Annotated in this window: 12 protein-coding genes and 1 pseudogene; all 13 read left to right on the plus strand. The window is 52.2% G+C overall.

The genetic code is table 11. The features are described from left to right. Window positions 1-378, plus strand: a pseudogene (locus QW71_RS31155) (hypothetical protein); the annotation flags it as partial. Beyond that, window positions 368-1,168: a biotin--[acetyl-CoA-carboxylase] ligase gene (locus QW71_RS31160; RefSeq protein WP_052770474.1), complete on the plus strand. Its 801-nt coding sequence runs from the start codon at window positions 368-370 to the stop codon at window positions 1,166-1,168. The pseudogene QW71_RS31155 and the gene QW71_RS31160, both read left to right, overlap by 11 nt. Before the next feature lie 319 nt (window positions 1,169-1,487). Continuing rightward, window positions 1,488-2,354, plus strand: a complete 867-nt coding sequence (gene panB / locus QW71_RS31165; RefSeq protein WP_039308791.1) for a 3-methyl-2-oxobutanoate hydroxymethyltransferase — start codon at window positions 1,488-1,490, stop codon at window positions 2,352-2,354. Window position 2,355: 1 nt separating this feature from the next. Then, window positions 2,356-3,246, plus strand: a complete 891-nt coding sequence (panC, locus tag QW71_RS31170) for a pantoate--beta-alanine ligase (RefSeq protein ID WP_039308794.1) — start codon at window positions 2,356-2,358, stop codon at window positions 3,244-3,246. After that, window positions 3,239-3,622, plus strand: a complete 384-nt coding sequence (panD, locus tag QW71_RS31175) for an aspartate 1-decarboxylase (protein ID WP_039308797.1) — start codon at window positions 3,239-3,241, stop codon at window positions 3,620-3,622. Before panC ends, panD begins: the two co-directional genes overlap by 8 nt. 114 nt (window positions 3,623-3,736) lie before the next feature. Beyond that, window positions 3,737-4,378, plus strand: a complete 642-nt coding sequence (locus QW71_RS31180) for a hypothetical protein (RefSeq protein ID WP_039308800.1) — start codon at window positions 3,737-3,739, stop codon at window positions 4,376-4,378. 117 nt (window positions 4,379-4,495) lie between these two features. After that, a complete protein-coding gene (gene dinG / locus QW71_RS31185) occupies window positions 4,496-7,354 on the plus strand; it encodes an ATP-dependent DNA helicase DinG (RefSeq protein ID WP_039308803.1) in 2,859 nt (952 codons plus the stop codon). Window positions 7,355-7,505: 151 nt separating this feature from the next. Then, a complete protein-coding gene (locus QW71_RS31190) occupies window positions 7,506-8,159 on the plus strand; it encodes a redox-sensing transcriptional repressor Rex (protein ID WP_039308806.1) in 654 nt (217 codons plus the stop codon). Further along, window positions 8,146-9,447 carry an amidohydrolase gene (locus QW71_RS31195; RefSeq protein WP_039308810.1) on the plus strand — a complete coding sequence of 434 codons (1,302 nt, stop codon included), beginning with the start codon at window positions 8,146-8,148 and terminating at the stop codon, window positions 9,445-9,447. The genes QW71_RS31190 and QW71_RS31195 overlap by 14 nt, the downstream gene beginning before the upstream one ends. Window positions 9,448-9,473: 26 nt before the next feature. Beyond that, window positions 9,474-9,995: a DUF5590 domain-containing protein gene (locus QW71_RS31200; protein WP_235441605.1), complete on the plus strand. Its 522-nt coding sequence runs from the start codon at window positions 9,474-9,476 to the stop codon at window positions 9,993-9,995. A gap of 295 nt (window positions 9,996-10,290) precedes the next feature. Then, window positions 10,291-11,058, plus strand: a complete 768-nt coding sequence (locus QW71_RS31205) for an aminoglycoside adenylyltransferase domain-containing protein (RefSeq protein WP_039308816.1) — start codon at window positions 10,291-10,293, stop codon at window positions 11,056-11,058. Window positions 11,059-11,672: 614 nt separating this feature from the next. Next, window positions 11,673-12,215: a hypothetical protein gene (locus tag QW71_RS31210; protein ID WP_039308820.1), complete on the plus strand. Its 543-nt coding sequence runs from the start codon at window positions 11,673-11,675 to the stop codon at window positions 12,213-12,215. Next, window positions 12,208-13,710, plus strand: a complete 1,503-nt coding sequence (locus tag QW71_RS31215) for an AAA family ATPase (protein ID WP_039308822.1) — start codon at window positions 12,208-12,210, stop codon at window positions 13,708-13,710. Before QW71_RS31210 ends, QW71_RS31215 begins: the two co-directional genes overlap by 8 nt. The last annotated feature ends 50 nt before the right edge of the window (window positions 13,711-13,760 follow it).

Here is a 13,760-nt window from a genome sequence, read left to right on the forward strand (position 1 = left end):
GGGGAGGCCGCCGCGGGGCCTGTCCCTGCGCCGGATCTGGCGCAGGGTTCAGCGGGCGCGGCTACAGCGCCGCCTACCCTCCGTCCTGCCGCCACCGTGCCGCCTGCCCTCAGCCCCGCCGCCGCCGGGCATCAGCCCGTTTCCGCCACCGTCCAAGCCCAGCTCCTGCGCTCCTGGACCGCAGCTATGCCGCTCCGCAGTCTTGCGGAGCTGGCGGTGACGGGCCACGAGCTGGCCGGGGTGCTGCAGAAGCGGCCCGGGCCATGGCTTGGCGTGCTGCTGAACAAGCTGCTGCTGGCAGCCGCAGCGGGCGGCATTGCAAATGACAAACAATTATTGCTGCAGGAAGCACAAAGGATGGATAGTGATGAAGAGTGATGATACGCTGCCGCCCGGCCATATGAAGCGGAAGGACTTCGTTTCAAGCTGGCCTGGCGAAATCGTACGGATGGATTCGGTGGCGTCTACACAAGAGGAAGCCAAGAAGCTGGCCGAGAACGGCGCCCCTGAGGGCACCGCGATTATGGCCGAGGAGCAGACCGGCGGCCGGGGCAGAATGGGCCGCAAGTGGCATTCCCCGCGCGGCAAGGGAATCTGGATGAGCCTGGTGCTGCGTCCGAATCTCCCGCTGTCCCTGACCCCGCAGCTGACTCTGCTGGCAGGTGTAGCTGTCTGCACAGCGATCCGTGAGGTTACCGGTGTTCCTGCCGGCATCAAGTGGCCAAATGATCTGCTGGCCGGCGGACGCAAAATTTGCGGCATTCTGCTTGAATCCTCCCTTAGGGAAGGTGGTCTTCATTACTGTATCGCCGGAATCGGCATTGCCGTTAATCTGACCCGTGAAGATTACCCGGCTGAACTGCAGGAGGTGGGAACCTCCCTGCTGATTGAAGGGGGCGGCATTCCCGTTGACCGTACCAGGCTTGCGGAAGCGGTACTGGCTGAGCTTGAATATCTGTATCTTCAATACATAGAGCAGGGCTTCCAGCCTATTCGGGAGCTCTGGGAGTCGATGTCGGTTACGCTGGGCCGCCAGGTGTGTGTAAATACGCCGCAAGGCCGCAGCGAAGCCACTGCAGTAGGTCTGGATGACAACGGAGGACTGCGGCTGCGCAATAGCGCTGGTGAGATTACAAGCGTGCTGTCAGGGGAAATCGAAATGATCTGAGCGTCAAGACATGCCGCCTTATGTCATATTTTTAGGTGTAATTGTCTGCAGATTTTGTTATAATAGCTTCAGAGGCGGCATCGCTATGGCGAGCTGTACTTAAGCAACTGAACTTTTATAGAGTTGTTTTACCGGATTTACCTTCATAACTGTATGTAACGGTTACGTTGGATTCTGCTCTGAGCCGTAAGGACCGAGACAGAAGGGACGATCGCGAGTGACTCTTTTTTGCCCTTCGGACCTTTTTAGCGGACCATGCTAAAAGGTTTTTTTGTTTGCGCGGTAACGCGTATTTTATGGAAAAGGGGAATGAGAGCTAATGGCAGAGAAACATCCGCTGAATATTATCAAAATGAAAAAAATGAAAACGGAAGGTGTGCCGCTGAGCATGCTGACCGCTTATGACTATCCCTCAGCCCTGCTCGCCGAGGAGGCAGGCGTCGACCTGATTCTGGTAGGCGACTCGCTCGGGAATGTCGTGCTTGGTTACGATACCACCCTGCCGGTTACCATAGACGATATGGTCTACCATACCCGTTCGGTGAAGCGCGGGGCGCAGAACACATTTATTATCGCGGATATGCCTTTTATGACCTATCACGGAAGTGTGGATGAGACCTTGCGCGGGGTGCGCAGGCTGATGCAGGAAGGCCAGGCCCATGCAGTCAAAATGGAAGGCGGCCTTGAAATCTGCAATGCGGTATCCGCTGTAGTTGCCGCCGGAGTGCCTGTTCTCGGACATATCGGCTTGACTCCGCAATCGGTGAATATGATCGGCGGCTACCGGATTCAGGGCAAGGATGCCAAGGATGCACAGCGGCTGATCGATGAAGCGAAGGCGCTTGAAGCTGCCGGAGCCTTCGGCATCGTGCTTGAACTGGTGACGGAAGAAGTGGCCGCAGCCATCTCCAAGGCAATCAGTATTCCGACCATCGGCATTGGCGCGGGCCGCTATTGTGACGGTCAGGTGCTGGTGTTCCATGATGTGCTGCGCTATGCCTCCCCTTACCGGGAGAAACGGTTTGTCAAAACCTATGCCGATGTCGGCAGTCTGATCCGTGAAGGCATCAGCAGCTATGTGCGGGAAGTGAAAGACCGCTCCTTCCCGGCGGAGGAACATGTGTTTAACGCGGATGAAACGGTACTGGAATCCCTATACGGCGGTGCCGGCAAAGGAGCGAAATAAGATGAGAGTAATCAGAACAATTGCACAGCTGCGTGAAGCGCTGGAATATATGCGTCAAGGCGGCCATGGGCCGGTCGGTTTTGTACCTACCATGGGTTATCTGCATGAAGGCCATGCCAGCCTGCTGCGCGCAGCAGGTGAGAAGAGCGGCACAGTGGTGATGAGTATATTTGTCAATCCGCTGCAGTTTGGTCCTAATGAGGATTATGCTTCCTATCCCCGCGATGAGCAGCGTGATCTGGCGCTTGCTGAACGTGAGGGTGCGGATATTGTGTTTATCCCTACTGTCGAGGAAATGTACCCTCAGCCGATCCGCACGGGAGTTTCGGTGTCTTCCCTTACAACACAGCTCTGCGGAGCTTCGCGTCCGGGCCATTTTGACGGAGTGACTACGGTGGTCAGCAAGCTGTTCAATATTGTACAGCCGGATTATGCCTTCTTCGGATTGAAGGATGCCCAGCAGGTAGCTGTTCTCCGCCGGATGGTGGCGGACCTGAATATGAATGTTGAAATTATCGCTTGCCCGATCGTGCGGGAAGAAGACGGACTGGCCCTCAGCTCACGCAATGTCTATCTGAGCGCTGAAGAGCGCAGACAGGCACTGGTGTTGTCCCGTTCCCTGCGCGAAGTCCGCCAGGCACTGGAAGACGGCAAGGTGAGAACGGTGGATGAGGCCCGGGGGCTGCTGGTTTCAGTTATTTCTGAATCCCCGCTTGCGGTTATTGATTACGCAGAAATACTGACTTTCCCGGATCTTGAGAGCCTGGAAGGCGGCAGTAAGCTGAGTGCAGCCGGCGGAGAGGTCATTATGGCACTTGCCGTGAAATTCGGCAGAACCCGCCTGATCGACAATAATGTATTTATTCCTAAGGAGGCTCACGCTCTTGTTTAGACATATGATGAAGTCCAAAATTCACCGGGCCACCGTTACGGAAGCCAATTTGAATTATGTCGGCAGCATTACCATTGATGAGAATCTGATGGAAGCCGCGGATTTGCTGGAGAACGAGAAGGTGCAGATCGTGGATAACAATAACGGCTCCAGGCTGGAAACCTACGTGATCCCCGGTCCGCGCGGCAGCGGCGTTATTTGTCTGAACGGTGCAGCCGCACGCCTCGTGCAGCCGGGGGATACCGTTATCATCATTTCCTACGCGATGCTGTCATCCGAAGAACTGGCGGACCATAAGCCGACTGTTGTATTTGTAGATGCCGACAATCAGCCGGTGAAGCTGGCGGATCATGAGATTCACGCGACGATTGCCTAAATCACGCTGTTTGAGCCATGTAATCAATGGCAGGGATGAAGACACCCCTACTTGTGAAAAATGAAGTCAGGCAAGCTTAAGCTGAATTCATTATCAGTAAGGGTGGGATGTCCGGTGTTTCAACATTTATTTGCTGAGATGAACAAGATGCTGCAGGAGATCAGTGCTGACTATCCTACTGCGGAGGGTGCCCGCCGCAACGACCTTTTATCCAAATATAATATGCTCCACAGGATCAGCGATGATGTAATGGATGAATGGCTGGCCTTTGCCGAGAAGCTTAGCCAGTTCCGCGATCAGGCAGATTTTCAGCCGCAGCCGGAGCAGGAAATACCTGAGGAGGAAGCGCCAGAGCTTGCTATGGATGCTTTTGTCAGGGGACAGGGTTATTATAAGCTGCTTATGTACCGCAAATGTATCGAACAGTTCAAGGAAGTCACTGCCCGGCACCCGGACAGTCTGGCTGCCCGGCTGTATCTGGCTATGGCTTATCTGCAGGAGGGTGAAGGGGAGACGGCATGGGGGCATCTGAATCATATGCTCGGCCTCATCCGTGAAACGAAGCTGAAGGCGATGATTTATAATGCGCTTGGCTGCATCAGAGCTTCTCAGGAACGTTTTAATGAAGCAAGTGAGCTGTTCAGTCTTTCTCTGCTGCATGATCCCGCTCTTCCTGAGCCGAACATTAACCTGGAGGTTTGCCGCAAGCGGGGCGGGAAGCTTCAGTTCGGACAACAGCTGGTCTCGCTTTTATAATTAATTTTCATCCGTTTAAGCGATGTGGGCCTGCTTCACCAGGGGTGTGCATCGCCTTTTTTCGTAACTTCTGTTATGCTGATAAAGAGTCTCAAGTGAAAGGGAATAGAACTTATAATGAAATTTGCCGTGCTTGATTTTGAAACTACGGGAACCCAATCTGTGGGAGAGATCATCCAGGTTGGCCTTGCCATTATAGAGGAAGACAGGTCCATCTCCCGGGTGTATGGTTCCTATGTCAAGCCCGGAGCACCCATTCCTCCTTTTATTACGGGCTTGACCGGAATTACAGACAGTGATGTGCAGGATGCGCCGGAACTTGATGAGATGATGATGGAACTGGTGCCGCTGCTCGATGATGTTGTGCTGGTTGGACATAATGTGGCGTTTGATTTTCATTTCTTGCAGAATGCGCTGGACCGCTGCGGTTATTTGCCGTTTCAGGGCCGGATTCTGGATACTATCGATTTTCTCAAAATATGCTTTCCCTCGCTGACTACCTATCAGCTTGGGTCCGTGAGCAGCCATTTTGGCCTTACGCATGAGCGTCCCCATCAAGCGGACAGTGATGCCCTCGCAACTGCTCTTGTGCTGCTGAAATGTCTGGAGGAGCTGGACAGCCTGCCTCTCCTGACCATCCAGCGGCTCAATGAGCTGTTCGCCGATGAAGACAGTGACCTGGCCTGGTATTTCGACGGTCTGCTGCGTGAGCGCGAAATGGAGACCTTCCAGCCGGAAGGAGACCTGACCTTCTACCGTCAGCTGGCCCTTGCTGTAGGCGACTGGGCAGAGCTGCCTCCGCCGCGGGAGGAAGGATCTGACAACCCGCTGCAGAATATTACCTTCGGGGAGTATATGGAAGAGGTAACCAAGCGCCTGAAGGATACCCTGCCGCAGTATGAGAGCCGTGAAGCCCAGGAACTGATGATCCAGGAGGTCATGACGGCGCTTGATCAGGATAAGCATCTGCTGATTGAAGCAGGAACCGGCACCGGCAAATCGCTGGGCTACCTGCTTCCGGCCATTTATCACAGTGTCCGCAGTAATCAGAAGGTCATGGTCAGCACTCATACGATCAACCTTCAGGATCAGCTGCGTGAGCGCGACATCCCTCTTTTGACGAGTGTTGTGCCCTTCCCGTTCAAGGCAGCGATCTTTAAGGGAAGAGGTCACTATTTGTGTCTCCGCAAGTTTGAACATAGAATTAATAAAAGGGACTTCACAAGTCCCAGGGAAGAAGCGCTTACGGCCGCGCAGATGATGGTCTGGCTGACCCAGACGGAGACCGGCGATGATGAAGAGCTGAACTTAAGCGGGCGCGGCGGTGATTTCTGGGAGACCGTAGCCAGTGATACCGACTCTTGTCTGGGACGCTCATGTCCGTGGTTCCGGAAATGTTATTATCACCGGGCCAAGCATGAAGCCGGGATTTCCGATGTGGTGGTGACTAACCACTCCAAGTTATTCGCAGATGTTAAGGCCGGGCATCAGCTGCTTCCGGCTTACGAGCATCTCATCATTGATGAGGCGCATCATCTGGAGGACATTGCCGGCAAACATCTCGGAATGCAGATGAAATATTTCACCGTGGCGCATACGCTCACCCGTCTGTACAAGGACAGCCGGAGCGGACAGCTGCCTGCCCTGCGCCAGACCCTGCAATCGTCCGGCAGTGAGCAGGCTTCGGAATGGAGCAGTGTTATCGACCGGATCTATCCGGATCTGCTTACCGTCAAGGAGTCCTGGGATACACTTAGCGACAAGCTCTTCGGCTTGCTGCCTGAACGCAGCGATGCCGGAGCCGGTGAAGCCGGCCAGCTTGTCGCACGCCTGCAGCCGGGCAAGAAGCCCAAAGAGTGGGAGGAGCTGGCTGCTCTGGAGAATACACTCCATCTCAGCTTGAGCGATATCATCCGCAAGGGTGATAAAATGCTTAGTGAGATGCGTGATACGGACAGCCAGTCCTCTTCGGACAGTCTTGTGACGGATATCGGCGGGTTGTTCAAGGACCTGGCCTCCATCCGGGAGCAGATCCGTTTCTTTATGGGACTGAACGACGAGAATATCGTCTACTGGCTGGAGGGGAGCGGCAATTACCGCGGCAAATCGCTGCAGATGTATGCCGTTCCGGTGGATGTGAGCACCCAGCTCAGGGAGCTGTTCTTCGACAAGAAGAAGAGTATCATCCTGACCTCGGCCACCTTGTCTGTGGATAAGTCATTCCAGTTCATGATAGATAATCTCGGTCTTGGTGAGGCTGCAGAGCAGGGCCGTCTGATGACAGCCCTGCTTCCGTCGCCGTTCAAATACCGTGAGCAGGCACTGCTTGTCATTCCCCGTGATTTCCCGAGTGTCAAGGGAAGCATTGGGGATGCCCGCTTTGTGGATACACTGGTCCATTCTCTGGCAGAAACTGCCGTGGCTACCCGCGGGCGGATGCTTGTGCTCTTCACCTCCTACAAGATGCTGCGCCAGGTCTATGATCCGCTGAAGGAGGCCCTGGCTTCGCAGGATATCGCGGTGCTTGGACAGGGCGTAGAAGGCGGCAGCCGGAGCAAGCTGATCCGGCGGTTCCAGGACAGTTCGGCGTCTGTCTTGCTGGGTACGAGCAGCTTCTGGGAAGGTGTAGATATTCCCGGGGAAGCTTTGACCTGTCTGGCCATTGTCAGACTTCCGTTCCAGCCGCCTAATCATCCGCTGGCTGAAGCGAAGTCGGAGCTGCTCCAGGCACAGAAGAAGAATCCGTTCATGAAGCTGTCCGTCCCGCAGGCCGTAATCCGCTTCAAGCAAGGCTTCGGGCGGCTGGTCCGCACCGCGCAGGACCGCGGAATCGTTATTGTATATGATACCAGGGTAATCGAATCTTATTATGGGAAGTATTTCCTGTATTCGCTGCCCGGTCCCAAGATGGAGCATATGCTGACGGATCAGATCGTTCCGCGGATTGCAGAATGGCTTGAAGATGGCGGGGTTTAATAATCCGTCGCCGGTTGATATTATGTATAAGTAATTATTGTTCTGAAGTCCCGCGCTCCACGGCTGCTGCCCACCGGGCAGTCCCGGAGCACGGTTCCTATAACCGGCTTATCACGAAGCATATGCTATCAAACTTTTAGGAGGAGAAAACATGAAATCGGATAAAATATCGGAGGCCGTCGTTCGCAGACTCCCAGTGTACCTGCGTTTCCTGAACGATCTCCAAAAACGTGAAATCTCAACAGTTTCTTCTCAGGAGCTGGGACAGAAGCTTGATCTCAACCCCGCCCAGATCCGCAAGGACCTGGCTTATTTTGGTGATTTCGGCAGAAAGGGCATTGGTTATGATGTCTCTTATCTGATCGAGAAGATCCGACATATTCTTAAGCTGGACCAGCAGATTAATGTAGCTCTGGTAGGTGCAGGTAATCTCGGCCACGCCTTGTCGAATTACAATGCCTACTTGAAGGATACGATGAAGATTACAGCTGTATTTGATGCTTATGAGCCTAAGGTAGGCCAGCAGATCAACTCGCTGACTGTTCAGCCGATGAGTGAGCTGGGGGATACCATCCGTGCACAGGGCATCCGCATCGGGATTATTACCGTTCCGGACAGTGAAGCACAGAACGTTGCTGACATTCTGGTAGATTCGGGCATTGAGGCGATCCTGAATTTTGCCCCTGTAATTCTTAAGACTCCGGCTAATATCCGGATTCATGCCGCCGATTTCACTACGGATTTGCAGAGTCTGGCGTATTATTTGCATGACGGAAAGGACGAAGCTGAAGATGAGCAGCAATAAAACCATTATTAAAGACGGCCGTTTTCTGGTACCTGGCAGTGATAAGCCGGTGCTGAGCGGTTATATGACCATCGAAAATGATCTGATTACTTACATAGGTGAAGCGAAGCCTGTAATTGAAGAGGGCGCAGAGGTTATTGACGGCAGCCGTCTGCTGTTCATGCCCGGCCTGGTCAACACCCACGGCCATGCGGCGATGTCGCTGCTGCGCGGCTACGGCGATGATATGGTGCTGCAGGCTTGGCTGCAGGAAAAAATGTGGCCGATGGAAGAGAAATTCACCGGTGAAGATGTGTACTGGGGAACCTCTTTGTCTGTTCTTGAGATGCTGAAGGGCGGCACTACGACCTTCCTCGATATGTATGATCATATGGACCGGGTTGCTGAGGTTACAGAGCAGTCAGGCATCCGTGCAGTACTTATGCGCGGTGTTATTGGCCTGTGTCCGGAAGAGGTGCAGAATCACAAGCTGGCTGAGGCGATTGCTTTTGCCCGGAACTGGCATGGCAAGGCTGACGGCAGAATTACTGCGATGCTCTCGCCGCATGCGCCTTACACCTGTCCTCCGGAGTTTTTCATGAAGTTTGTCCAGGCGGCTCATGATCTTGATCTGCCGATGCACACGCATATGTCCGAAACGCGTCATGAAGTGGAGCAGAATGTGGCCGATTACGGCCTGCGTCCGGTCGCTCATCTGGAGAAGCTGGGAATGTTCACCCGGCCGTCCCTGATCGCCCACGGTGTTCATCTGAACGATGAAGAGATTGAGATTCTGGCCCGCCACAATGTTGGCGTATCCCATAATCCCGGCAGCAACCTGAAGCTGGCCAGCGGAGTAGCCCGTGTTCCTGAGCTGCTTAGAGCAGGAGTTAAGGTCTCCCTGGGTACGGACGGTGCGGCAAGCAACAACAACCTGGATATGTTCGAAGAAATGCGGCTGGCCGCGCTGATTCACAAAGGCGTAAGCGGTGATCCTACAGCAGTACCGGCTCCAGAGGCGCTGCTGATGGCGACCGAATATGGTGCACAGTCTATTTTCCTGAACCAGGTAGGCCGGCTTGCAGCAGGGATGAAGGCCGACTTCATCGCGATTGATATTGATCAGCCGCATTTGCTGCCGCATACCGATCTTTTGTCCCATGCGGTATATTCAGCCAGTGGCAAGGATGTGGAGCATGTCTGGGTGAACGGCAAACAGGTTGTGAAGCACGGACAATGCCTGACACTAGATGAAGAAGCCATCCGCCGCAAAGCGCAGGAAACGTTCGAGGGGCTGCTTAAACGGTAATACAGGTTATATGGAAAGGAAGCTGCATGTTGAAGAAGAGGAGAAAATGGCTTCCGTTGGGGATTTCCCTGGTTCTGCTCCTTCTGTTCGGACTAAGCCAGTTTTATGCCTACATTATGAAGGATCAGTGGAACGAGCGGAGTGAAGCCAAAGAGATTGCCAGAGCGCGGGACGGCTTAACTGAGGTATCCAAAGCACAGAAATCCGTCTGGGATGAAAATGCGATTTACTGGGTGCTTACCGGAAAAAATGATGCAGGAACCGAGCTGATGGTTTGGGTCCGCTTTACCAAGGAAGGCCAGCCAGCCGGAGGCGACAACGATTTATACGCGGAGGAGCTCAGCAAAGGGACTTCTGAGGCGCAAATCCGTGATATTATAGCTGCCCAGCTTCCGGGTATTACGATTAAGCGGCTGCTGCCGGGAGTGTATAACGGAGAATATGCCTGGCAGCTGTTCTACAAAAAGGACGGCAGGTTCTATTACAGCTTCTACCGCTTCACAGACGGCAGTGCCATCGGTGAAGGGTATAGCCTGCCTAACCGGTAAGCGGCAGCAGGCAGTATATTACAATTTAAGCGGGGGAAACAGAGTCACTGTTCTCCTGCTTTTTTGTTGAAATGAAAAGTTGATTTTAGGGGGAGAACGGCTAGAATTATTCTTGCGCTTGTGGCTCCGGGTTAACTATGGCTTAATTATAAATGTAAAGCTGACGGCTGGAGAGCCGGTTGAAGATCTGACAGTATCAATCCGTATATATGGAAATACATATGATTTGCAATACTGTAATACACAAAATCAGCAGCAGAAACGTTCGTGATTTGCATACAGGGGGATGAATAAAATGGAAGTTCTGGCTTATTTAGATCAAGCGGTGGAACTGTTCAAGGATGAGCTTGGGACCAATCTGTCGGGGATCTATTTGCATGGTTCGCTGGCTATGGGCTGCTTTCATCAGGATCGAAGTGATATTGATCTGCTGATTGTCGTACACGACAAGCTGCCTGTAGAGGTCAGCAGGAAATTGGCCACAAAAGTGATTGCTTATCACGACAGTCTGCCGAACCGGCGCGGGGTTGAGCTAACTATAGTACTGAAGAAATATTTGAAGAATTTTGTACATCCAACACCTTTTGAGTTTCATTTCTCGGACTTTCATCTGGACCGGTATAGAAATGATGAGCATTATCTGTGCGGGGGGTTTGAGGATGCCGATCTGGCGGCACATTTCGCGGTCGTATATCAGCGGGGGATTATCCTGTATGGTGAGCCTATACGGGAAGCATTTCTGCCGGTAGACCGGCAGTACTACCTGGATTCCATTCTTGGTGATATTGGAGATGCGCCGCAGAACATTATGAATCTGCCAGTCTATTACACACTGAATTTGTGCCGGGTGCTGTATTATTTGCAGGAAGGATATATATCCTCCAAAAAGGAAGGCGGGATATGGGGACTGCAGCATTTGCCGGCTAAATATCATGGATTGCTTAAGCAATGCCTGGATGAATATAGCGGAGGGATAAGCCGCGGCGGATATGATCAGGCGTTATTAATTGATTATGCAGAGTACATGGCCGGCGAAATCAGACAGCACCAAGCTAAAGTGTAAATTCAAACTAACAATGAGTGAAGCGGACTGAGAAGCCCTTATTTGTTCTAAAAAGCTTATTTTGGCATCGAAGCGGACTGAGATTCCGTTATCTTGTTCATTTAAGCCCGAAATGGGGTGTGATTGTTAATTAACGGAATCTGAGTCCGCTTGGCCCGCAAATCCGCCTGATCTGCACAATTAACGGAATCTGAGTCCGCGCCAGCTGCAGACGGTTTTTTTGAAGCGTCGACCTTAAAAAAGAGGCGAAACCGCTTCAGCTTTGGACCTGGAGGAATTAACGCTACTCCTATGTCCATATCATTTCAAAAGAGAGCGCCGCAGGCATTTATATGCCTACAGGGCGCTCTTTTTCATTATCCTTACCGGCAAAGCTAATTCTGTCCACATTTATTGCCGATAAGAAAGATAATCTACTGGATCATCCAGAAATTAGAATCAAAAATTTTAAATATATTCACACTTTTATGTAAAATCGTATATACACCTGTGATATACTACTACTTGTATCAAGACATGCTTAAGAGCATGTCAGTCTCGGAAGGGCGCTAGACACGCTAGTTTGGTCATTATTATAGATTTATGTTCGGTCATCTTTGAGAGGAGGACGTTTCTTGAAACTGCGTCTTATGCCTGTACTGCTAACGTCTCTGCTGTCCGCTGCATTGTTATTCGGTGGCTGGTATTCGTACCGCCAGTTCGCTGTGCAGGAGCCGCTGCAAAAACTTGTGTCATCCTATGAGGGAGTGAAGGATTCCCATATTAGTATTAAACGCAATGAGGTTACTTTGAAACTTGATTTGCAGCCGGGCACGAAATTACGTGAGCTCGTGCAGTATGTATCCAAAGAGGGCAGCTCAGCTATCAACGGCCGGACGCTCAAATTGGATGTCGAACAGAACTCCAGCGCTTTGCTGGATGAGTATTGGGATAAAGCCATGTTCTCTGTTGCAGAGGCGATGGAGAGCCGGAAGTATACATTAATCCCTGCCAAGCTGGATGGTCTGAAGATGGAAGACAGCAAGTACAGCGGGGTTACAGCAACAACGGAAATAGACGACAACAACGTGTATGTGAGCCTGAGCAACGGTACGGAGAGTAAGTTCATCATTCTGCCGCGTGCGGCGGCTACGATGGGAGTGTGGAACAATGCCTAAGTATTGGAAAGAGGTCCTGGCCGGATTTGTTCCGGTTATGCTGATTTTTATGGTTTTTGTTGGGATTAACATTTTCCCTGTAATTATAGCTTTCGGCATGGTCGCTGCCCTCCTGTTTATTGCCCACGCACGCGGCGGTCTGGCGGTAAATGCAGGTGCAGATAAGAAACGCAAGAAGAATGGGCCGTCCAAGCTGACTTTTGAGGAAATCGGCGGCCAGGACAACGCTAAGCAGGAACTGCGGGAAGCACTGGACTTTCTGATCCGGCATGAAGAAATCAGCAAATTCGGGATTCGCCCGCTGAAGGGGATTCTGCTGACAGGGCCTCCGGGAACCGGCAAGACGCTGATGGCCAAGGCTGCGGCACATTATACCGACTCTGTTTTTGTAGCTGCTTCAGGCAGTGAGTTCGTGGAAATGTATGTAGGTGTCGGTGCCGGACGTGTCCGTGATTTGTTCAAGGATGCTCGTACCCGTGCGCTTAAGGAGAATAAACAAAGTGCCATTATATTTATCGATGAGATTGATGTGATCGGCGGCAAGCGTGAAGGCGGGCAGCAGCGTGAATACGACCAGACGCTTAATCAGCTGCTGACCGAGATGGACGGGATCTATAACAATGAAACCCCGCGCATTCTGCTGGTAGCAGCAACGAACCGCAAGGAAATGCTGGATTCCGCACTGCTTCGTCCGGGCCGGTTCGACCGCCACATCCAGGTGGACATGCCCGACAAGAAAGGCCGCAAGTCGATTCTCGATCTGCATGCCAAGAACAAACCCCTGCATGAAACAGTAAGCTTGGATAAAATCGCCGAGGAAGCTTACGGCTTCTCGGGTGCTCAGCTGGAAAGCGTGATGAATGAAGCGGCGATTTACATGATGCGTGAGAATCTGACCCAGGTAGAGCAGCGTCATCTCTCGATGGCAATTGACAAAGTGATGATGGGTGAGAAGACCGACCGGGAAACGAATCATGAGGAGAAACAGCGGGTAGCGATTCATGAGCTGGGACATGCTATTATGGCTGAACTGCTGCGTCCGGGAAGCGTTAGCCAGGTTACCCTGACTCCGCGCGGACAGGCTCTCGGGTATGTAAGACATAATCCGCAGACCGAGCAGTATCTGTACACGAAGGATTATCTGGAGAATCAGATCATGATTGCCCTGGGCGGAGCAGCTGCCGAAGAGATGTATTACGGCGGACGCAGTACCGGTTCACGCGGAGACTTTGACCAGGCGCTGAGTATTGTCGAAACAATGATGAAATCAGGACTTACCTCCCTTGGGATTGCGAATCTGCAAATGGTAACCACTGAAGAGCTGATGAAAGAGAATAGTAAAATACTGGATGAGCTGATGGTCCGCACGAATGACCTGCTCAATAAGCAAAGAAATGTATTTGATTACTCTCTTGACATTTTAATGAAGGAAGAAGTTCTCTCCGGAGAGCAATTTCGTTGTCAATTTCGTGACAGTGTCCTTTTACCGGCATAATTCTTTATGCCGGTTATTTTTTTTTACTTTTCAGACATGCTAAGATATCA

Source organism: Paenibacillus sp. IHB B 3415 (assembly GCF_000802655.2).
Taxonomy (GTDB): Bacteria; Bacillota; Bacilli; order Paenibacillales; family Paenibacillaceae; genus Paenibacillus_AQ; species Paenibacillus_AQ phytohabitans.